Source organism: Ornithinimicrobium ciconiae (assembly GCF_007197575.1).
GTDB classification, from domain to species: domain Bacteria; phylum Actinomycetota; class Actinomycetes; order Actinomycetales; family Dermatophilaceae; genus Ornithinicoccus; species Ornithinicoccus ciconiae.
Genome location: NZ_CP041616.1, coordinates 3464699 through 3485486 on the forward strand (window position 1 = coordinate 3464699; position 20788 = coordinate 3485486).

The 20788-nt window shown below is 68.7% G+C and carries 24 protein-coding genes; 6 read left to right on the forward strand and 18 right to left on the reverse strand.

The genetic code is table 11. From position 1 onward, the window contains the following. The first annotated feature begins 18 nt into the window (after positions 1-18). From nucS to FNH13_RS16060, 3 genes are all read left to right on the forward strand, one after another. Complete coding sequence (gene nucS, locus FNH13_RS16050) at positions 19-714, forward strand: endonuclease NucS (protein ID WP_143784381.1); 696 nt, start codon at positions 19-21, stop codon at positions 712-714. 70 nt (positions 715-784) lie between these two features. Beyond that, entirely contained in the window at positions 785-1246 is a 462-nt protein-coding gene (locus FNH13_RS16055) for a VOC family protein (protein WP_143784382.1), read from the forward strand. Positions 1247-1305: 59 nt separating this feature from the next. Further along, positions 1306-2853 (forward strand): gamma-glutamyltransferase, encoded by a 1548-nt coding sequence (locus FNH13_RS16060; protein ID WP_143784383.1) that lies wholly within the window; start codon positions 1306-1308, stop codon positions 2851-2853. A 51-nt stretch (positions 2854-2904) separates the two neighbouring features. Here the strand turns inward: FNH13_RS16060 and FNH13_RS16065 are convergent, their stop codons facing one another. Next, positions 2905-3294, reverse strand: a complete 390-nt coding sequence (locus tag FNH13_RS16065) for an STAS domain-containing protein (RefSeq protein ID WP_143784384.1) — start codon at positions 3292-3294, stop codon at positions 2905-2907. A gap of 268 nt (positions 3295-3562) precedes the next feature. Here FNH13_RS16065 and FNH13_RS16070 point away from each other — a divergent pair, with 268 nt between their 5' ends. Then, entirely contained in the window at positions 3563-4219 is a 657-nt protein-coding gene (locus FNH13_RS16070; RefSeq protein WP_143784385.1) for a cob(I)yrinic acid a,c-diamide adenosyltransferase, read from the forward strand. Positions 4220-4384: 165 nt separating this feature from the next. On the opposite strand, the gene FNH13_RS16075 is transcribed toward FNH13_RS16070, so the two are convergent. Further along, positions 4385-4774 carry a hypothetical protein gene (locus FNH13_RS16075; protein ID WP_143784386.1) on the reverse strand — a complete coding sequence of 130 codons (390 nt, stop codon included), beginning with the start codon at positions 4772-4774 and terminating at the stop codon, positions 4385-4387. Positions 4775-4861: 87 nt separating this feature from the next. On the opposite strand from FNH13_RS16075, the gene FNH13_RS16080 reads away from it, so the two are divergent. Continuing rightward, positions 4862-5059 (forward strand): hypothetical protein, encoded by a 198-nt coding sequence (locus FNH13_RS16080; RefSeq protein ID WP_143784387.1) that lies wholly within the window; start codon positions 4862-4864, stop codon positions 5057-5059. A gap of 78 nt (positions 5060-5137) precedes the next feature. Here FNH13_RS16080 and FNH13_RS16085 read toward each other — a convergent pair whose 3' ends face one another. The 15 genes from FNH13_RS16085 to FNH13_RS16155 form a co-directional block, all read right to left on the reverse strand. Next, the gene (locus FNH13_RS16085) at positions 5138-6574 is read right to left on the reverse strand and encodes an LVIVD repeat-containing protein (protein WP_143784388.1); all 1437 of its coding nucleotides are present in this window, start codon (positions 6572-6574) and stop codon (positions 5138-5140) included. A 192-nt stretch (positions 6575-6766) separates the two neighbouring features. Further along, on the reverse strand, positions 6767-7195 hold the full coding sequence (locus tag FNH13_RS16090) for a DUF2550 family protein (RefSeq protein ID WP_143784389.1): 429 nt from the start codon (positions 7193-7195) through the stop codon (positions 6767-6769). A gap of 7 nt (positions 7196-7202) precedes the next feature. Beyond that, entirely contained in the window at positions 7203-7472 is a 270-nt protein-coding gene (locus tag FNH13_RS16095; RefSeq protein ID WP_143784390.1) for a F0F1 ATP synthase subunit epsilon, read from the reverse strand. A 181-nt stretch (positions 7473-7653) separates the two neighbouring features. Next, entirely contained in the window at positions 7654-9111 is a 1458-nt protein-coding gene (gene atpD / locus FNH13_RS16100; RefSeq protein ID WP_143784391.1) for a F0F1 ATP synthase subunit beta, read from the reverse strand. A 17-nt stretch (positions 9112-9128) separates the two neighbouring features. Continuing rightward, entirely contained in the window at positions 9129-10031 is a 903-nt protein-coding gene (locus tag FNH13_RS16105; protein WP_143784392.1) for a F0F1 ATP synthase subunit gamma, read from the reverse strand. An 81-nt stretch (positions 10032-10112) separates the two neighbouring features. After that, positions 10113-11762: a F0F1 ATP synthase subunit alpha gene (atpA, locus tag FNH13_RS16110; RefSeq protein WP_143784393.1), complete on the reverse strand. Its 1650-nt coding sequence runs from the start codon at positions 11760-11762 to the stop codon at positions 10113-10115. A gap of 67 nt (positions 11763-11829) precedes the next feature. Then, positions 11830-12639 (reverse strand): F0F1 ATP synthase subunit delta, encoded by an 810-nt coding sequence (locus FNH13_RS16115; RefSeq protein ID WP_143784394.1) that lies wholly within the window; start codon positions 12637-12639, stop codon positions 11830-11832. Next, complete coding sequence (locus FNH13_RS16120) at positions 12639-13277, reverse strand: F0F1 ATP synthase subunit B (protein WP_143784395.1); 639 nt, start codon at positions 13275-13277, stop codon at positions 12639-12641. Before FNH13_RS16120 ends, FNH13_RS16115 begins: the two co-directional genes overlap by 1 nt. A gap of 77 nt (positions 13278-13354) precedes the next feature. Beyond that, positions 13355-13561: an ATP synthase F0 subunit C gene (gene atpE / locus FNH13_RS16125; protein ID WP_109473824.1), complete on the reverse strand. Its 207-nt coding sequence runs from the start codon at positions 13559-13561 to the stop codon at positions 13355-13357. Positions 13562-13633: 72 nt separating this feature from the next. After that, the gene (gene atpB / locus FNH13_RS16130; RefSeq protein WP_228266447.1) at positions 13634-14455 is read right to left on the reverse strand and encodes a F0F1 ATP synthase subunit A; all 822 of its coding nucleotides are present in this window, start codon (positions 14453-14455) and stop codon (positions 13634-13636) included. A gap of 112 nt (positions 14456-14567) precedes the next feature. After that, a complete protein-coding gene (locus FNH13_RS16135; RefSeq protein ID WP_143784396.1) occupies positions 14568-14801 on the reverse strand; it encodes an AtpZ/AtpI family protein in 234 nt (77 codons plus the stop codon). A 29-nt stretch (positions 14802-14830) separates the two neighbouring features. Continuing rightward, on the reverse strand, positions 14831-15295 hold the full coding sequence (locus FNH13_RS16140) for a hypothetical protein (RefSeq protein WP_143784397.1): 465 nt from the start codon (positions 15293-15295) through the stop codon (positions 14831-14833). 106 nt (positions 15296-15401) lie between these two features. Further along, positions 15402-16496: a glycosyltransferase family 4 protein gene (locus FNH13_RS16145; protein WP_143784398.1), complete on the reverse strand. Its 1095-nt coding sequence runs from the start codon at positions 16494-16496 to the stop codon at positions 15402-15404. 45 nt (positions 16497-16541) lie between these two features. Next, a complete protein-coding gene (locus FNH13_RS16150) occupies positions 16542-17825 on the reverse strand; it encodes a serine hydroxymethyltransferase (RefSeq protein ID WP_143784399.1) in 1284 nt (427 codons plus the stop codon). A 5-nt stretch (positions 17826-17830) separates the two neighbouring features. Continuing rightward, the gene (locus FNH13_RS16155) at positions 17831-18739 is read right to left on the reverse strand and encodes an L-threonylcarbamoyladenylate synthase (protein ID WP_143784400.1); all 909 of its coding nucleotides are present in this window, start codon (positions 18737-18739) and stop codon (positions 17831-17833) included. 100 nt (positions 18740-18839) lie between these two features. On the opposite strand from FNH13_RS16155, the gene FNH13_RS16160 reads away from it, so the two are divergent. After that, a complete protein-coding gene (locus FNH13_RS16160; RefSeq protein WP_143784401.1) occupies positions 18840-19520 on the forward strand; it encodes a pentapeptide repeat-containing protein in 681 nt (226 codons plus the stop codon). A gap of 334 nt (positions 19521-19854) precedes the next feature. Here FNH13_RS16160 and prmC read toward each other — a convergent pair whose 3' ends face one another. Further along, positions 19855-20742, reverse strand: a complete 888-nt coding sequence (gene prmC, locus FNH13_RS16165; RefSeq protein WP_143784402.1) for a peptide chain release factor N(5)-glutamine methyltransferase — start codon at positions 20740-20742, stop codon at positions 19855-19857. Between the last annotated feature and the right edge of the window lie 46 nt (positions 20743-20788).

Genomic DNA, 20788 nt, shown 5'->3' on the forward strand with positions numbered 1-20788 from the left:
GCATCTACAGTGTTGGACGTGCGTGTCGTGATTGCCCGGTGCAGCGTGGACTATGAGGGGGCCCTGCAGGCCCACCTTCCCCTGGCCACCCGTCTGCTGATGGTCAAGGCCGATGGTTCGGTCCTGATCCACTCCGACGGCGGCTCCTACAAGCCGCTCAACTGGATGGCACCCCCGTGCCGTATGACGGAACTCACCCCGGACGAGGAGGAGACCGAGCAGGGGGTCGAGTCGGTGTGGCTGGTGCGCCACGGCAAGCGGGAGGACACCCTGCGGATCCGGCTGCACGAGGTCCTCTCGGACACCTCCCACGACCTCGGGGTGGACCCTGGCCTGGTCAAGGACGGGGTGGAGGCTCAGCTGCAGGCGCTGCTGGCCGAGCACATCTCGACGCTGGGCGAGGGCTACACGCTGCTGCGCCGGGAGTTCGGGACCGCGATCGGCCCGGTGGACATCCTGTGCAAGGACAGCTCCGGGGCCACCGTCGCGGTGGAGATCAAGCGCCGCGGAGACATCGACGGGGTGGAGCAGCTGACCCGCTATCTGGAGCTGCTCAACCGCGACCCGCACCTGGCGCCGGTGCAGGGCGTCTTTGCCGCGCAGGTCATCAAGCCGCAGGCGCGGGTGCTGGCCACCGACCGCGGGATCCGCTGCGTGACACTGGACTACGAGGCCCTACGCGGCATGGACAACGCCGAGTCCCGGTTGTTCTGAGGTTCCGCCTCGTCCCGACCGGACGCACGGGCCTCTGGCGCTCGGCGGCGGCGCACCCTAGATTCTGCCCATGAGCACCGAATTCCAGGTGACCTTCGACTGCGCCGATCCACAGCGCCTGTCACTGTTCTGGCGCGACGCCCTCGGCTACGTGCACCCACCTCCGCCGGGGGTCCAGTTCGCACCCGGCGAGGACCCACTGGCTGCCTGGGAGGAGTTCCTCGACGGACTCCAGGTGCCCGAGGGTCAGCGCAACGACCGCTCGGCGCTGGAGGACCCGGAGGGTCGGCGTCCGCGGCTGTTCTTCCAGCGCGTGCCCGAGAGCAAGCAGGTGAAAAACCGCCTGCACCTGGACGTGCGGGCAGCCCCCGGGCTCCAGGGCGAGGCACGGCTGGCCGCACTCGAGGCGGAGTGTGAGCGATTGGTGGCGCTCGGCGCCACCCGCGTCCAACGCTTCGAGCCGGAGCCCTATGTCAGCGGCGGCTTCATCGTGATGCAGGACCCTGAGGGCAACGAGTTCTGCCTGGACTGAGCGCCGACCACCGCGGGGCGCCGGGTGCGCGCGCCGGGCAGCGGGGGCAGAATCAGCCCATGACCCGCCGCGCCGCCATCGCCGCACCCAATCCCGCCGCGACCTCGGCCGGACTTCACGCCCTCGGGGCCGGAGGCAACGCGGTGGACGCCGCCATCGCCGCCATGACCACCGCGACGGCCACCGAGCCGGGCATCGTCAGCCCGTTGGCCGGGGCGTTCATCAACGTCTGGCCGACCGATGGCGACCCGGTGGTGATCGACGGAAACGTCGAGATGCCCGGTCGCGGCGCCGACCCCGCGCGGTTCGGCAGCGGCCTGATCGAGTGCGTGACGACATACGGCGGGGGGCTGACCACCTATGCCGGGCCGGGCGCGGTCGCGACCCCGGGCATGTTTGCCGGGATGGGGCTGGCGCACGAGCGCTTCGGCGCCGCGCCGTGGAGCGAGCTGTTGGGGGTGGCGGCCACCATCACCGCCGACGGCTTCCAGATGAGCCACACCGCGGCGAGCTACTTCGAGCTGGTCGCCCACACCATCTTTGCCTGGGACCCGACCACCCGGGGCATCTACACCAACGACGCGAGCGCCTGGGCGCCCGGCCAACTGCTGCGCGACGACAACCTGGTGGCGACGCTGCGGCAGATCGGCGAGGAGGGTGCGGCCAGTGTCTACTCGGGCGACATCGCGGCGCGGATCGTGGCCGACATGGACGAGCGGGGCGGGCTGATCACGGCACGGGACCTGGCCGAGTACCGCCCCATGGTGCGCACCCCGCTGCGCACCACGCTCGGCGCCTGGGACCTGGCCGCGAACTCGCCGCCGGCGATCGGTGGCGCGGTGTTGACCGCGATGATGAGGCTGCTGGGCGATGTCAGTGAGCGGGTCTCCCCGGCGCACGCCGCGCGGGTGATGAAGGACGTCCTGGACCTGCGGCTGCACCGGGTCGATGTCGCCGACGACCTGGAGGTCGCGGGGCACGAGCTGCTCGAGACGATCGCCGAGCTGGGTGCGGTCGGGCTGCCGACCTCCCAGGACACCGCGCACGTCTCGGTGGTCGATGACGACGGCAATGCCTGTGCCATCACGGCGTCCTCGGGTTATGGCTCAGGGATGTATGTCGGGGGCACCGGCATGCTTGGCAACAACGCCCTCGGTGAGCCGGAGCTCAACCGCCGCGGCCTGCACGCGCTGGTCCCGGGCACACGCCTGGCCTCCAACATGGCACCGACGACGGCCCGGCACCGGGACGGCACGGTCCTGTCGATCGGCACCCCCGGGGCGGATCGCATCACCACGGCTCTGCTGCAGGTGCTGGTCCACTTCTGTCTCCATGGAGAGACGCTGCAGTATGCCGTTGACGCACCTCGGCTGCACGTGCGTCACCTGGAGGACGGTGGGGTGCGGATCGACTATGAGGAGTCGGACGAGCTGCAGGAGGCGCTCACCGGCATCGTCGGTCGGTCGACCGGTGAGCTGGTGCCCTTGCACGCGCACGCCCGGCACGCAATGTTCTTTGGTGGGGTGGGAGCGGCCCTACGCACCCCGGAGGGGGAGCTCACCGCGGCGGCGGACCCCAGGCGGGACGCCGCCACGGCGGTCGGCTAGCTGGTCGGCTCTGCGGTCAGCTAGCTGGTCAGCGGGGGGTCGGCTAGCTGGTCAGCGCGGCGGCAGGGGTGGCATCGGTGGCAGGTGCGGCATCGCGCCGCCCATGTGCATGGTGTCCACCCGGGCCAGGACCAGGTGCAGCCGGGTGATGCGCATCAGTCGCTCGAGCCGCTCGGAGGCCTCGGCAATAACCAGCCGACGGTTTTGTCGGCGGGCTCGTTGGTGGAGTCCCACCAGGACGCCGAGCCCGGTGGCGTCGGCGACCTCGGCCTCCCTGAGGTGGAGGATCAGGTCACCCTCGCCGGCCGCAAGAAGTCGCTGCAGGTGGGCACGCAGCTCGGGAACCGTGCGGACGCCCAGCTGCCCCCTGATCGTCGCCTCACGCCCCGGTGAGTCGATCGACAGCTCAATACCCGGCCCTGCCCACACCACTGCGGTCATGCCATCCTCCACCCGAATGAAACACTGCGCTTGGCACACGCCTGTCGCGCTGCCACACAGTCTTATTCCTAGAACGTCGTGGATCCACCTTTGGTTGCACCCAGGTCGGTCACGATTTCGTAAAATGATCTCAACGGTCTCGCCTCCCCGCGTCCCCCTGGAGAATGAGTTCCGGGGCACGGGCCGCGGCGCGTCCATGCTGTCCGTCACACGCTACGCGGAGCAGGCCACCGGGACGAACGATTTTGCGCGATGCGATGATGCAGGCATGGTCATCCTCAACCGGATCTACACCCGCACCGGCGACGACGGCACCACCTCCCTGGGCGACTTCAGTCGCACCGGCAAGAACGATCCGCGGCTGGTGGCCTATGCCGACACCGACGAGACGAACTCGGCGATCGGCGTGGCTGTCGCCACGGGCAGCCTGCGTGAGGACGTGAGCGCCACCCTGGTGCGGATCCAGAACGACCTGTTCGATGTCGGGGCCGACCTCTGCGCACCGCTGCGGAAGAGTTACGAGCACCCACCGCTGCGCGTGCAGGCGGTCTGGATCGATGAACTTGAAGCGGACTGTGACCGCTACAACGACGAGCTGGGCACGCTGCGCTCCTTCATCCTGCCCGGCGGATCCCCCGGCTCGGCCCACCTGCACGTGGCCCGGACCGTCGCCCGACGCGCGGAGCGGTCCTCGTGGGCGGCGCTGGAGGCGTATGGCACCGAGCCGGCAGCTGCCGACGCCGAGCGGGGCACCGGCGGCGTCAACCCGCTGACTGCGAAGTATCTCAACCGGCTCTCCGACCTGCTGTTCATCCTGGCCAGGGTCGCCAATCTCGAGGCGGGCGGGGACGTGCTCTGGCAGCCTGGGGGCGGCCGAGCCGAGCAGCCGGCGAAGGACCGAGGCCGCTCCGCCACCACGTCCTGACCGGACACCGTCTGTGATCGGACACAAGGTCTGGTGCGTCTGAGTCCCACCGAGCGCACCGCTGGTGATCTCTCCTCTACGACCGCGTGCGTGACCGCTCCCGGGTCCGGGAGCGGTCACGCACGAGCGGCCTGTTGCGCAGGCCAGACGTCGCTGGGCGGTGGATCAGTCGTGGTGCACGTGGCAGCTGGCCTCAACCCGCAGTGGGCGGCCGTCCGACAGTTCCCCGGTCAGCGTGAGCCCGAGCGTGTGGTCGTCGCGCTCGACGTCGACGACCGCGTCGGTCAGCGGTAGCCGGTAGCCATCGAGGGTCAGCTCGAGCGCGTAGATCGGCGCCTGGCCGTCGGTCTCGGGCATCTCCTCCAGCGCCAGGCCGAGATAGTCCCCCTGTGCCGCCGCGTCGTCGGAGTAGTTGGTGCCGAAGTGCGCAAGGAACAGCGCCCCACGGTCCTCGCAGGTGGCGCCCTCGACCTCGGTGTCCTTGTCGTCGCCGACGACGAACCTGGCCTGGCCCTCGTCGCAGTAGCGGACAACCTGTTCACCGACGTCAGTCACCGTCGTGCCGCACTCGACTAAGGGGTCAGCAGGGCGGGGCGGACCTGCGGTCACCACGGCGTCGTCGGCTGGCTCGTCCCCATGGTGGTGAGCACCAGCATCAGCCGTGCCGCTGCTCTCGTCATGGTGGGCATGGTCGTCTGGGGTCACGCTGCTCTCGTCGTGATGGACGCCGTGGTCCTCAGCGTGCCCGGCGGGACCCCCGGTGTCCGCCACGGAGTCGTGCTCCTCGGAGTGCTGTCCGGCGTCGGGCCCAGCCCCGGTGGGGGTGCCGGTGCACGCTGACACCGACACCCCCACCGCGAGCACAAGGCTGACGACCCGGGCCGAGGCCCTGACGGAGCTTCCGGCTCGGGTCATGGATCAGCCGTTCTGGGCGTAGGTGGGACGGACGATGTCCACCCCACGCGAACCATCGGCGATGTACATCACGTCACCGACCCAGTAGGGCGCCCAGTGCGACCCGCCGTCCGCCCGGTAGTAGGCGATCTGCGTCGGGTTCGCGGGGTCACTGACGTCGATGAAGTGCGTGCCCTGGCCGTAGTAGGACTGGGCGAGCACCCCATCACGCAACTGGAAGTAGTGCGCCGAGCACCCGGCACCGGGCAGGCTGCCCGGCTTGCCGTAGGGGCTCCACTCGGAGATCACCGGCAGGCGGTACGGGTCCGCCTCGGTCGAGCCCCACGCCTGACCCTGCTCGCTGTCGGCCAGGTCGACAATGAGCAGACGACCGTCCGTCTCGCAGGACGAGGTGAAGTTCTCGATGGTCACGAGCGCCACCTTGCCGGCGTCGTAGTCGCCCAGCGACTCGAGCGGACGCACCAGGTTGTGCGCGAGCGAGCCACCCCAGGTCTCCTGGTTGGACTGGTAGAACTTGCCACCGGCGTAGGGCACGGGGTCCGTGGCGGAGGCCACGCGGTAGCGGTTCTCCACCGGGTCCCACTGTCGGCCCTTGGTCCAGTAGCCGCGGATGCCACCAGCGCCCGAGACCCACGCAACACCGGCCTCGTCAACCTGCACGTCGTGCGAGTAGTCGGTCACGCCGTCATTGCGTCCCAGGTCGATTGCATACTCGTGGACCTTGGGCTTCTTGGGGTTGCGGATATCGACCGCGAAGATCGGGCGGCCGTCCCAGTCCTCGGGCTGCCAGTCGGCGGGACGCGGCCCACCAGACCAGAGGAACTGGCAGTCGTTGACGCAGGTCGTGGTGTGCCCCGCAGGCACCTCGGTGTAGCTCAGGACCTTCAGGTCGTGCGGGAACTTGGCGTCAACGATGTAAACACCGGACTCCCCGGTGGCCTGGTTCTGACCGAAAGCACGGGGGTCGCGAGCCATGAAGACCAGCTTGCGCTTGGGGTCGACATCCATGTCCTCGTTCTGCCAGAAGCCCGGCATGTCGATGGAGTCGAGCGGGAGCGGGTGCTCGGGGTCACTGATGTCGTAGGACTTCAGGCCGAAGCGTCCGGTGACGAACATGACCTTCTGCTTGCCCGGGTAGTCGATGAAGTTGATCGCGGTCGCACCGACGGCCTCGGGCAGCTGACCGATGAACTCGACGTCCTTCGAAGCGCCGGTCGGCGGCGTGGTGACCAGGGTGCTCGGGCCAGTCTGGGCGTTGCCGTGGCCCTTGCCCTTGCCGTTCCCCTTGCCATTGCCCTTGCCTGCGTCGGCAGCCTCGACGGTCGTGCCGTCTGACGCCGCCTGACGGGCGGCCGCCATCTCCAACTCTTCCTTGTAGTGGTCGGTGCAGGCGGCCGCAGCGACCGGAGTCAACGCCAGGCTGACGGTCGCCGCCACCATGACGAGCCTTCTGAGAAAGCTCGACCTATGGGGTGTGGGAGATCTACGCATGCGACATCGTTGTCCTTTCACACAGGGATGACGCCTCTGACCCCCCGGGGGCGCTGGGTGGAGCCTGCCCCATGCATCGCTGCAGCGCAAGCAATATGACCAATTTGTTATCTCAGACAACAATCCAGCCAGAGACCCGGTCTAGGCGACGTTGGCGTTCCAGCCCGGAGGCACGGACTCCAGCCAGGAACGCAGACCGGTGTAGTGCTCCAGCCCGAGAGCCAGCTCAAAGCGCGTGTCGGCATACTCGCAGGGCACAGCGATCACCGGAGCATTCAGCCACGGGAAGGCGGCGGGGTTCTCCTCGCGGGCGATGCCCAGGTCCAGGGCGGAGCGTTGCCACTTGTGCAGCGGCTGACGAAAGGGGCCGCCGCGACCATAATGGTCGAGACGGCCCGTGTCGTAGTGAAGCAGCCCGCGGCTCCAGTCCTCGTGCTCGCCAGAGCGGTAGGCACAGGGGAAGGAACGGGCACTGCCAGCGAAGTGGTGGAAGGCCAGCAGGCCGATGCCCATGACCAGCGCAGCCGAGAGCACCGCGAGCGCGATGAGCACGAGGACGCCGGCATCCATGGTCAGCTCACGCGCTGAGTCCGGAGGCGTCCACCTGGGCCGCCACGATGGTGACCCGGTTGTGGTCCACCGACAGGAAACCGGAGTCGATGGTCACGGTCTCCCGCGCCCCTCCGGTCTCGATCATGACCTCACCCTCGACCAGGACGCCCAGCAGCGGCGTGTGGTCCGGCAGGATGCCGAGCTCACCATCGATGCTGCGAGCGCGCACAAAACTGGCTTCGCCCTTCCAGACCATCCGGTCGGCGGCGACAAGCTCAACCTGCAGTGCACTCACGTGCGGTGTCCTCTCCGTGGCTGTGTGTTATCAGTCTAGTCCCGAGGGCGGGCGGCGACGTGATGCCGCCGCCCGCCCTGGGACCGGTGACCCGCAAGCGGGTCTGGTGTTCGGTGAGCTGCCCAGTGAGCTACCCGGTGAACTGCCCGGTGACCGGGTCAGCTGCTCCGGGTGAGCTCGGTCAGCTGTTCTTCTCGAGCTCGGCGGCCTGGCGCTCGACGTCGTCCAGCCCACCACACATGAAGAAGGCCTGCTCCGGGAGGTGGTCGTAGTCGCCGTCGGCGACCTTGGTGAACGCCTCGATGGTGTCGGCCAGCGGCACCGTCGAACCCTCGATGCCGGTGAACTGCTTGGCGACGTAGGTGTTCTGGGACAGGAAGCGCTGGATGCGGCGCGCGCGGCCGACGAGGATCTTGTCCTCCTCGGAGAGCTCGTCGATGCCGAGGATGGCGATGATGTCCTGGAGCTCCTTGTAGCGCTGCAGGATCGACTTAACGCGGACCGCGGTGTCGTAGTGCTCGGGGGTGATGTAACGACGGTCCAGGATCCGGCTGGTCGAGGTCAGCGGGTCCACGGCCGGGTAGATACCCATCGACGCGATCGGACGGGACAGCTCGGTGGTCGCGTCCAGGTGGGCGAAGGTGGTCGCCGGAGCCGGGTCGGTGTAGTCGTCGGCGGGGACGTAGATCGCCTGCATCGAGGTGATCGAGTGACCACGCGTCGAGGTGATCCGCTCCTGCAGCACACCCATCTCGTCAGCCAGCGTCGGCTGGTAACCCACGGCCGAGGGCATGCGGCCCAGCAGCGTGGAGACCTCGGACCCGGCCTGCGTGAAGCGGAAGATGTTGTCGATGAACAGCAGCACGTCCTGCTTCTGCACGTCGCGGAAGTACTCCGCCATCGTCAGCGCGGACAGGGCCACCCGCAGGCGGGTGCCCGGCGGCTCGTCCATCTGACCGAAGACGAGCGCGGTCTGGCCGAGAACGCCGGCCTCCTCCATCTCGACGATCAGGTCGTTGCCCTCACGGGTGCGCTCACCGACACCGGCGAAGACCGACACACCACCGTGGTCGCGGGCGACACGGGCGATCATCTCCTGGATCAGGACGGTCTTGCCGACACCGGCACCACCGAACAGACCGATCTTGCCACCCTGGACATAGGGGGTCAGCAGGTCGATGACCTTGATGCCGGTCTCGAACATCTGGGTCTTGGACTCCAGCTGGTCGAAGGCCGGAGCCTTGCGGTGGATGCCCCAGCGCTCGGTGATCTCCAGCGTCTCGCCCTCGGGGAGGTCGAGCACGTCACCGGTCGCGTTGAAGACGTGACCCAGGGTGACGTCGCCGACGGGCACGGTGATCGGGCCGCCGGTGTCCTGCACCTGCGCGCCGCGGACCAGACCGTCGGTCGGCTGCAGCGAGATGGCGCGGACCATGCTGTCGCCGATGTCGAGGGCGACCTCGAGGTTCAGCGTCTTGGTCTCGCCGTTGAGCTCGACCTGGGTGGTGAGCAGGTTGTACATCGAGGGGATCTGACCCGGGGGGAACTCGATGTCGACCACGGGGCCGATGATGCGGGCAAGACGACCGACGCCGCCCTGACCCTGCTGGGTGTCCGTCTCGTTCACGGTTGCAGTCATGGTGGGGTGTTTCCTTCTCACTTGGCGTCGGCGAGGGCGCTGGCGCCACTCACGATTTCGCTGATCTCTTGGGTGATCTCGGCCTGGCGTGCCTGGTTGGCCAACCGGGTGTAGGTCTTCAGGAGCTCCTCGGCGTTATCCGTCGCGGACTTCATCGCGGCCTGCCGGGCGGCCAGCTCAGAGGCAGCCGACTGGAGCAGTGCGTTGTAGATCCGCGAGTTGACATACTGCGGGAGCAGCGCATCCAGCACCTCAGGCCCATTGGGCTCGAAGTCGTAGAGCGGGTAGAGCTCCTCCTCGCTGGCGCGCTCCTCCTCCTCCACGACCTCCAGCGGCAGCAGGCGCACGACCTGCACCTCCTGGGTGACCATGGACTTGAACTGGGTGTAGATGACGTGGATCTCATCGACCCCACCGTTGTCCGCACCCTTGATGAAGTCGGCCGTCAGGCGGTCCCCGATCTCCTTGGCAACCTCGTAGGTCGGCTTGTCGGAGAACCCGGTCCACGACTCCTCAAAGTCCCGCTGCCGGAACCGGAAGTAGCCCTCGGCCTTGCGACCGGCAAGGAAGGGGACGACCTCTCGGCCCTCACCCTCGAGCAGCTCACGCAGTGCCTCGTAGTTCTTCAGCGCGTTGGCGGAGTAGGCACCGGCCAACCCGCGGTCGCTGGTGACGATCAGCACCCCGGCCTTCGTGGGGTTCTGCCGCTCCAGGGTCAGGGGGTGGTCGACGTCTGTGGAGAACGTCGCCACGGCCGACACCGCGCGGGTGATCGCACGGGCATACGGGGTGGTCTGCGCGACCCGCTCGCGGGCCTTGACGACGCGGGAGGCGGCGATGAGCTCCATCGCCCTGGTGATCTTCTTGGTCGACTGGACGGACCGGCTGCGCTGGCGGTAGATCCGCTGCTGCGCTCCCATATCTCGCCTCTCTCTATCGCCGTGGGTGGGGTGTGGTCGGTGGTGGTATGCCGCGCGGCCGGGTGGCCGCGCGGCGCACCGTCAGCGCTTCTGGCGCTTGATCTGCTCCTGGTTGACGTCCTCGACCTCGAGGGCGTCGCGGTTGTCGTCATCCTCAGCGCTGCCGGGCTGGATGCCGCCCTCACCGGAAGCGACGAACTGCTCCTTGAACGCCTTCATGGACTCGTTGAGGGATGCCTCGGTGTCGTCGCCGAGCTTGCCCGTCTCACGGATCCCGGCGAGCAGGTCGCCGTTCTCCCGACGCAGGTAGTCGATGAACTCGCTCTCGAAGCGGCGCACGTCCGCGACCGCGACGCTGTCCAGCTCACCGGTGGTGCCGGCCCAGATGATGGCGACCTGCTCCTCCATCGCGATCGGGCTGGACTGCGGCTGCTTGAGCAGCTCGACCATGCGGGCACCGCGCTCCAGCTGGGCGCGCGACGCGGCGTCCAGGTCAGAGGCGAACATGGCGAACGCCTCCATCTCGCGGAACTGGGCCAGGTCGACCTTGAGCCGACCGGAGACCGACTTCATGGCCTTGACCTGAGCCGCACCACCGACGCGGGACACCGAGACACCCACGTCGATCGCCGGGCGGACGTCGGAGTTGAACAGGTCCGCCTGCAGGTAGATCTGACCGTCGGTGATCGAGATGACGTTGGTGGGGATGTATGCCGAGACGTCACCTGCCTTGGTCTCGATGATCGGCAGTCCGGTCATCGAGCCGGCGCCCAGCTCGTCGGAGAGCTTGGCGCAACGCTCCAGCAACCGGCTGTGCAGGTAGAAGACGTCGCCCGGGTAGGCCTCACGACCCGGCGGGCGGCGCAGCAGCAGCGACACGGCGCGGTAGGCTTCTGCCTGCTTGGACAGGTCGTCGAAGACGATGAGGACGTGCTTGCCCTGGTACATCCAGTGCTGGCCGATGGCCGAGCCGGTGTAGGGGGCGAGGTACTTGAAGCCGGCAGGGTCGGAGGCCGGGGCCGCGACGATGGTGGTGTAGTCCATCGCGCCGCCCTCCTCGAGGGTGCTGCGCACAGAGGCGATGGTCGAGCCCTTCTGACCGATCGCGACATAGATGCAGAGCACCTGCTTGTCCGGGTCACCGGACTCCCAGTTGGCCTTCTGGTTGAGGATGGTGTCGATCGCGACCGTAGTCTTGCCGGTCTGGCGGTCACCGATGATCAGCTGGCGCTGGCCGCGGCCGACCGGGATCATGGCGTCGATCGCCTTGATGCCGGTCTGCAGGGGCTCGTGCACCGACTTGCGGGCCATCACGCCGGGAGCCTGCAGCTCCAGGACGCGACGCTCCTCGGAGGCGATCTCACCCAGACCGTCGATCGGGTTGCCCAGCGGGTCCACGACGCGTCCGAGGTAGCCGTCACCGACCGGCACCGAGAGCACCTCCCCGGTCCGCTTGACCTCCTGACCCTCGTCGATGCCGGCGAACTCGCCCAGCACCACGACACCGATGTTGTGGACATCGAGGTTCAGCGCCAGGCCGAGCGTGCCGTCCTCGAACTCGAGCAGCTCGTTGGTCATGGCGGAGGGCAGGCCCTCCACGTGTGCGATGCCGTCGCCGGCGTCGCTCACACGACCGATCTCCTCGGTGGAGGCGGCAGTGGGCTGGTAGGACTGGACGAAAGTGTCCAGCGCGTCCCGGATCTCGTCCGGACGGATCGTCAGCTCCGTCATCATCTTCTCCTCGTATGCGGCCCGGTCCGGGCCCGTGCGGTGGGGTCTGCGGTGGTCTGTTGGTGGATTAGCTGGTCATCCTGCGGCGCACCTCATCGAGGCGGCTCAGGATCGTGCCGTCGATGACCTCGTCACCGATGTCGACACGGATGCCACCGACCACCTGTGGGTCGACGACTACGTTGGTGCGGATCGCGCGGCCGTAGTGCGAGCCGAGCGCTGCCGTGAGCCGCCCGATCTGCTGCTCGGACAGCGGGGTGGCGGTCGTCACCGTCGCGGTGAGCTGCTCCTGCCTCCGCGCCGCGATGGCCAGGTAGCCATCGAGAGCGTGGTCGAAGCGGGTGCTGCGGTGGGTGGCTGCCAGCTCGGCCAGGCGCACCGTCTCCGGGGCGCTGCGCTCCGCCAGCAGAGTGCGCACAACCTTGGTCTTGGCCGCCGCCGGTGCCTGGCGGTTGGTGAGCGCAGAGCGCAGCTCCGCGCTGCCGTCCACGATGCGCCCAAAGCGGAAGAGCTCGTCCTCCACCTGTGACAGTCGACCCTCCGACTCGGCCTGAGCCAGGATCGCCTCGACACCGAAGGACTCCAGGGTGGCCGTGAGGTCACCCTCGTCCGCCCAGCGCCGGGAGGCGACGGTCGAGGCGACATGCATGGCCTCGTCGCTGACCCGGCCAGCGAACAGCCTGGTGACCAGGTCGGCCTTCGGCTGAGCCTCACGGGAGGGGTCGGCCAGCGAGCGTCGCAGCACGGCGTTGCCGGACACGACACCTGCGACCTGGAGCAGCTCCTCGCCCAGGCGGCCACGGTCGGTGTCCTGACCAAGAGCCTGCGAGAGGACCTCGCGGGACTCGGCGAGGGCCGATCGGGACGCGCCCTGCATCAGGACCCCTGCCCCTCAGTGCCGGCCTCGGAGCCCGCGACCGGCGATCCCACGACCTCGGGACGGATGTTGCCCGCCTCGAGCTCGGCCAGGAACCGGTCGACGATGCCGCTCTGCCGGGCCTCGTCCTCCAGCGACTCCCCGACGATCCGACCAGCCAGGTCGGTCGAGAGCCGGCCGACGTCACCGCGGAGGGAGACCATCGCCTGCTGGCGCTCGGCCTCAATCTGCTTGGTCGCGGTCTCGGTGATGCGGTTCGCCTCGGTCTGGGCCTGCTCGCGCAGCTCCGCGATGATCGTGGCGCCCTGCTGCTTGGCGTCCTCACGGATGCGAGCAGCCTCGTCACGAGCCTCGGCCAGCTGGGCCTTGTACTCACGGAGGGCGGCCTCGGCCTCCTCCTGTGCCTTCTCGGCCTGCTGCATGCCACCCTCGATCGCAGCGGTGCGATCCGCATACGCCTTCTCCAGGTTGGGCACGACAAACTTCGCAACGACCCAATACAGGATGCCGAAGGCGACCAGACCGAAGATGAGCTCGGGCAGGTAGGGCAGGATCGGCAGGGCCGTGGCCTCGGGGTCGTCGGACCCGGCGGCCGCGACCGCCGGAACGGCAGTCAGGGTGCTAGCGGTCAGCTGCACGATGGTCTCCTCTGGGACGGAGTCACCTCAACGAGGCAACGCCAAGATCGGTCTGGTGGATGCGGGAGGAACCAGCGTCAAAGCCGGATGAAGAAGAGCACCAGGGCGAAGATCGCGAGCGCCTCAGCGAGCGCGAAGCCCAGGATGGCGATCGGCTGGAGGATCTTCTGGGCCTCCGGCTGGCGGGCCACGCCGTTGATGTAGGCCGCGAAGATCAGACCCACGCCGATGGCCGGGCCGATGGCAGCAAGGCCGTAGCCGAGCAGAGTGATGTCACCAGTCACGTCATTCTCTTTCTGTGTGTTGTCCCGCGCGGCTGGCAGCCGCCCGGTGGCAAAGGGCTATTCAGTTGTTGGTCAGTGCTCGTCGACCAGGGCGCCACCGATGTAGGAGGCGGCCAGGAGGACGAAGACGTAAGCCTGCAGGAACTGCACCAGGGCCTCGAAGACAGTCATCGCGAAGGCCATGATCCAGGCCGGGATCGAGACGACGGTCAGGAACCCGCCCTGCTGGAAGAGCTCCCAGCCGCCGATGATGAAGACCACGAGCAGCAGGTGGCCGGCAAACATGTTGCCGAAGAGTCGCAGGGCCAGCGTGAGCGGGCGGGTCACGAAGAAGGTCAGCATCTCCAGCAGGAGGATGGCTGGCTTGATCCAGCCGGGCAGCCCGGCCGGGATCATGAACTTGAAGTAGCCGACGAGACCGTGCTTCTTGACGCCGATCCAGTGGTAGACCACGTAGACCAGCAGGGTCAGCGCGATCGGGAAGCCGATGCGACCCATGGCCGGCATCTGCACCGGCGGGATGATGCCCATCCAGTTGTTGAACAGGATCAGCACGAACATCGTGAACAGGAAGGGGACGAAGGGCAGGAAGTCCCTGCTGCCGATCATGTCGCGGGCCACACCGTTGCGCACGAAGTTGTAGACGGCCTCGGTGCCGGCCTGGCCCCTGCTCGGGACGATCGCGGCCTTCCTGGTCGTCGCGATCAGCCACCAGGAGAGCAGTCCGACCGAGAGCGCCACGATGACCATGGGCCGGGTGATCGCCAGCGTCATCTCGGAGCCGAACAGGTCGACAGTGCCGAACTTCACCAGCGGCTGCCAGAACAGCGAGGGGTCCGGCGGGAAGTGGCTCCCCTCAGCCATGGGCAGCGGCGCAGCTGCGGTCGGGCTCACAGATTCTCCTCAGTCGTGCTCGTGCGGGTGTTCGTGCTCGGGCCAATGGTCGTGCGGGTGCAGTTCTGGGCAGTCCCCGGCCGCGAGGACCACAGGGGGTGCGCAGGGGATGTCATGACGTACCGTACCGGAGCCAGATGACGTACATCGCCAATGCCATCCCCAGCAGCAGGCCGATGACGACAAACAGTGTGATGTCCAGCACGTGATCGAGCAGGTATCCGGCCCCACCAAAGAGCAGCGGGCCAGCCAGCAGGTAGGCGATCACGTCGGTCGCCAGGTGCGTCTGGCCGGCGTAGTTCGGGGTGTGCTCAGGCTCGGTCGAGCGCTCGGGCTCCTGTGTCATCGGTGCGCTCCCAGTGTTGGCTCGCGACATCATCGCACCCCGCCCGGGCTCGAAGCATCCTCGGCGCCGAAAACAAGCTGTCGCGCCCCGGCATAGCCGACGACGGTGCCGATCTGAAAGACCAGGCCGGCGGCCAGGAAGCCCAGGCCCAGGGGCAGCATCTGCACCCAGCTGACCCGGGACAGCAGGTAGAGCACTGCGAAACCTACGATGATCTGCAGTCCTAGCAGCGCGAAGGCCCCGGCCATACTCGCGTAGGCGGGTCCCGCCACGACCGCCGTGATGCCCACCAGACCGGCCAGGAAGATGCCGACTCCGATGGTCCCGCCCAGCAGGGCGGAGATCCCGGCCCACTCGTCGCGGACCGCCCAGGCGACCACCCCGGCCACCAGCGCGGCCAGCAGTCCGGGCACCAGCGCGAAGCCGATCATGCGCTGCCGCACGGAGCCGGGCGCACGCCGCGGACGCGGCTGGGCGGTGCGGCTGGCGGGCATCGGCTTCCTAACTACGGCGAGCGGGGAGGTCGGGTGGGCGCATCACGTGAACTGCGCTTGTGAAAGTTATCACAAGCGCGGCCGAGGACCCAATTGCCGCCAGTTTTCACGGCGCCACACGACGGTTCGGCTGCCACGTCAGGACCGCGGCCACGACCAGGAGCAGCACGAGCACGGTGGCGGTGATCAGCGGGGGGAAGAAGGCGAAGGACACAGCGCCGACGGCAAGCAGTGCGGCCCACAAGTACATCAGGCCCACGGCCCTCCGGTGGCTGTGCCCGATCTTGAGCAGCTGGTGGTGCAGATGGTGGGCATCGGGCTTCCAGGGCAGCTCACCACGCCGGGTGCGACGCACCACCGCCAGGAGCATGTCCAGGATCGGCAGGGCCATGATCGCGATCGGCAGGAATAGCGGCAGCAGGAAGGCGGTGGCAGCCGAGGTGGCGGCGACACTCGAGCTCGGATCGACGCTGCCGGTCATCGAGATCGTCGCCGCCGACAGCAGCAGCCCCAGCAGCAGCGCCCCCGCGTCGCCCATGAACAGCCTGGCGGGATGGAAGTTGTGCGGCAGGAAGCCCAGACAGCACCCCATCAGCGCCGCCGTGATGAAGGTGGCGGTCGAGAACACATTGGGTGGGTCGAAGTCGTGGCTGACAAGATAGCTCCACGCAAAGAACGCCCCGGCGGAGATGAAGACCACCCCGGCGGCCAGTCCGTCCAGGCCATCCACGAAGTTCACCGCGTTGGTGGAGACCACCACGATCAGGATGGTCAGCGTGACCAGGATCGGCTCGGGCAGGACCGTCACCCCGAAAACGGGGATCGAGAGCAGCTGCACCCCGAAGAAGGCCATCACCCCCCCGGCCAGCACTTGCCCGGCCAGCTTGGTCAGCCAGTCCAGGTCACGGACGTCGTCGATCGCCCCGAGCAGCGTGATGATCGCTGCCCCGACCAGCACGCCGAGCAGCTCCTTGCTCGCGAACAGGCCTGAGAGAAAGGGCAGCTGACTGCCCACGACCACGGCGGCGGCGAAGCCGAGGAACATCCCCACCCCACCCAGGCGCGGGATCGGCACCGAGTGCACGTCGCGGGCCCGGACCGGGGTCACCGCACCGATGCGGAAGGCGAGCCAGCGGACCGCGGTCGTGGCGGCATACGTGAAGATGGCGGCCACCAGCATCACCAGGAGGTATTCGCGCACCGCTCACCACTTCGTCATCTGCCGACCGCCGGGTCCGGCCCGGGGTCAGGGCGTGGGGTATGCCGGGAAGCTGGTGAGCAGCTCGGTCACCTCGGCGCGGATCGCCCGGGCGCCCTCGTGCTCGGGGTCGCCGTCGGTGGTGGTGACCGCCCGGTGGATCAGGTCGGCGATCTGGTCCATCTGCTCGGTGCCCATGCCCTGGGTGGTCACCGACGGCGAGCCGACGCGGATGCCCGAGGCGATGTTGGGCTTCTGCGGGTCGAAGGGGATGGCGTTCTTGTTGAGCACGATGCCCGCTGCGTCACAGCGGGTCTCGGCGTCGATGCCGGTGACGCCCACACCCTGCAGGTCGTGCAGCGACAGGTGGGTGTCGGTGCCGCCGGTGATGGGCCGGATGCCACGCTCGCCGAGGCCGCCGGCCAGCGCCCGGGCGTTGTCGATGACCTGCTGGGCGTAGGTCTGGTAGGCCTGGGTCGCGCACTCGGCGAAGTTGACCGCCTTGGCTGCGACATTGTTCATCAGCGGGCCGCCCTGCATCATCGGGAAGACGGCGCGGTCGATCTTGGCGGCGTGCTCCTCCTTGCAGACGATCGCGCCACCGCGCGGGCCGCGCAGGACCTTGTGGGTGGTGAAGGAGACGACGTCGGCGTGCGGCACCGGCGAGGGGATCGCCTTGCCGGCGACCAGACCGATGAAGTGGGCCGCGTCCACCCAGAAGATGGCGCCGACCTCGTCGGCGATGGCGCGCAGGCGCTCGAAGTCGATGAGCCGCGGGATCGCCGAGCCACCCGCGAGCAGGATCTTGGGGCGGTGCTCCTTGGCGAGGGCCTCGACCTGGTCGTAGTCGATGTCCTCGGTCTGCTTGTCGACGCCGTAGTGGACCGCGTTGAACCACTTGCCGGAGAAGGACACTGAGAAGCCGTGGGTCAGGTGACCGCCGTGCGCGAGGGACATCGCCAGCACCGTGTCCCCCGGCTTGGCGAACGCACCATAGACGGCCAGGTTGGCGCTGGCGCCGGAGTGCGGCTGGACGTTGGCGTGGTCGGCCCCAAAGAGCGCCTTGGCACGGTCGATGGCGAGCACCTCGGCCTTGTCGACCTCGGCGCACCCGCCGTAGTAGCGACGTCCCGGATAGCCCTCGGCATACTTGTTGCTCAGCGTCGAACCCATCGCGGTCATGACCGCGGGGGAGGTCTGGTTCTCGCTGGCGATCAGCTGGATGCCCTGGCGCTGGCGCTCCAACTCGCTGACCAGGATCTCCGCGATCTCGGGGTCCTGTGCGGCCAGCGCGGCATAACTCGGTCCGTAGTAGGTGTCGGCGTCGCTCATGACCGTCACTGTAGTGAATCGGGGGCCGGGACGGCACGCAGGGCATCGGCACGCACGGGCAGACCGCTCGAACGCGGCACGATCGCGGCCAGTGGGTCCACGACCGGTGCTGCCGAGTCGGCGCCCTCCCCATCGGTCGGCTCCCGGTCGGTCGGCTCACCTGCGGCGCGCTCGTCACCCGGGCGCCCGTCGGCGAGCGCCTCACCCTCGGGCAGCCCGTCAGACACTGCGGCGGTCGGCACCGCCTCGCTCGGGGCCGCCTCGCTCGGGGGCGCGTCGTGCAGCACCGTCGTGCCGAGCACCTCCCGCAGCCGGTCCGCCGGGATCGCGCCGTGGCGCAGCACCACGGGCTCCGCACCCGTGCAGTCCACGATCGTGGAGGGAGCGCTGTCCGTGCGGGGGCCGCCATCGAGATAGAGGGAGACGGCCCCGCCGAGCTGCCCCTGGGCCTCCTCAGCGGTGGTGGCCGGTGGCTGGCCGGTGCGGTTGGCACTGGTCACGGCCATTGGGCCGACCTCGGTGAGCAGCAGCAGGGTGAGCAGGTCATCGGGCATCCGCAGCGCCACGGTGCCGTTGGTCTCCCCCAGGTCCCAGGCCAGCGACGGCTGGGCGCGGACCACGACGGTGAGCGCCCCGGGCCAGAAGTGGCGGATCAGGATCTTGGCATACATCGGCACGTCGGAGCCCAGCCCGTCCACCGTCCGGGTGCTGGGCACCAGGACCGGCGGCGGCACGTCCCGGCTACGGTGCTTGGCGGCCAGCACCATGGCCACGGCGACCTGGTCGAAGGCGTCGGCCCCCACGCCATAGACCGTGTCGGTCGGCAGCACGACCACCTTGCCCTCGCGCACGACCTTGGCGGCCGCCTCGATGGCCTGCTCATGGGTGTCCGGATCAGTGGCGTCGACAATCACCGGACCAGTTTCGCACCTCCTAGGCCGCGCTCTGCACTGAGCACACCATGGCGGGTCCCAGGGGGCCGAAGTGTCCGTCGCCTCTGCCAGGATCAGCCGTATGCCGACGCTTACCGATCAACGCCTCTCCCCTGCCGATGTGGACCAGCTGACGCAGGGTCAGGGCCCCGTCGAGCTGCTGCGGTGCGACCTGTCCGAGCTGCGCGCCCGGGACGCTGACCTCGACGACGTGGCCTTCACCGACTGTTTCCTGGACGGGGCCGACCTGACCGGTTCCCGGCTCTCCGGTGCCCGGTTCAGCGGCGGGAGCGCCACCGGGGTCCGGCTGGAGCGCTGCGACCTGACCGACGCCCGGTTCGACCGGGTCGACCTGTCCAGCGCGGTGCTCAGCGGGGCGCTGCTCACCGACGCCGAGTTCCGTGGGTGCCGGATGACCGGCCTGGTCGCCGAGGCAACCCGGGGCATGGGGTGCCTGCTGCTGGGTTGCAACGCCTACGGCGCCGAGCTGCCCGGACTCATCCTGGCCCGCCGAGCCCACACCGGCTCCCGCTTCACCGAGGCCAACCTGGCCGGTGCCGACCTGCGCGAGGCGGTGCTCGACGGCTGCGTCCTGCTGCACACCGACCTGACCGGCGCCACCCTCGAGGGCGCCGACCTGCGTGGCGCGGACCTGGGACCGTGCACCCGCGAGCGCCTCGACATACTCTCCGGCGCGGTCCTGACCACTGCTCAGGCCGTGGCCGCGCTGCAGGACCTGACCGGCGCCGTCATCGCGGACTGATCGACGCCGTCATCGCGGACTGATCGACATCGCCCCCTCACCAGCGGTCGGCGATCTCCTTGTCTTCCAACAGGACAGGGCCGACGGTTGCTACTAGCGTGAACCGCTGAACGAGATCGTCACACCTCCCCGAAGGCCGGGGAGGCAAACGCCCAAGGAGGCAACTCACATGCGTGGAAGCGGACTTATCTGGACCATCGTCGGTGTGCTTCTGATCATCGCACTGTTGATCTTCATCTTCTGATCAGGAACCCCCGATTTCCCTGACGTGAGGGCGGGGCCACGGCAACTGTGCTGTGGCCCCGCCCTTCTCGTCTGGACGGCGGGTGGCGCGTCAGGCGCGCACCGCACGCACAACGCGCGGCAGCCCGGTCAGGTCGCGGTGGTCGGCGACGTCCACCCAGTCCCTACTGGCAGCGAGTCGTCGCACCAGGTCCTCCCCCTGGACGTCGGCGTGCTCCATGAGCAGCACACCACCGGGCACCAGCAGCCGCGCCGCGCGGGCCGCGACGGCCAGCGGCACCTGCAGCCCGTCCTCCCCAAGTCCGTAGAGGGCCACCTCCGGGTCGTGGTCGCGCACCTCCGGGTCGACCGGCACGCTGCCAGGGGGGATGTAGGGCGGGTTGCTCACCACGACGTCGACCTGTCCGAGCAGGTCCGCAAAGGCTGTCGTGGCGTCCCCCAGCCGCAGGTCTACCGCCAGTCCGGTGTGGACCAGGTTGGCAGCAGCCCAGGCGTGGGCGTCCTCCGACAACTCGACGGCGTGCACCTGCGCGCCCGGCCACTCCTCAGCCAGCGCCAGCGCGATGGCCCCGCTGCCGGTGCACAGGTCGACGACGACCGGGTCCGTGCCTGTCCTGACGGCCGATCCGTCCCCAGCGGTGCCCAGTGCCGACGCTCTGCGCTGCAGGTCGGCGAGGGCCAGGTCGACCAGCACCTCGGTCTCGGGGCGGGGCACGAAGACCCCAGGGCCGACGCGCAGGCTCAGCGCCCGGAAGTGCGCGACACCGGTCAAGTGCTGGAGCGGCACCCGGTCGGCCCGTTGCTCGACCAGCCGCTGGTAAGCCGCGAGGTCACTCTCACTGACCCGCTCACCGAGGATCACGGCTCGCCTGAGTTCGGGTACCTCAAGGTCAAGGACATGGGCGAGCAGGGCCTCGGCGTCGACGCGCGGGCTGGGCACCCCGGCCGCGGCCAGCGTGTGCGCCGCCGCGCGCACCATCCCCCCACAATTTTGAGAGAGGTTTCGCTGCCCGCCCCCGTATTTT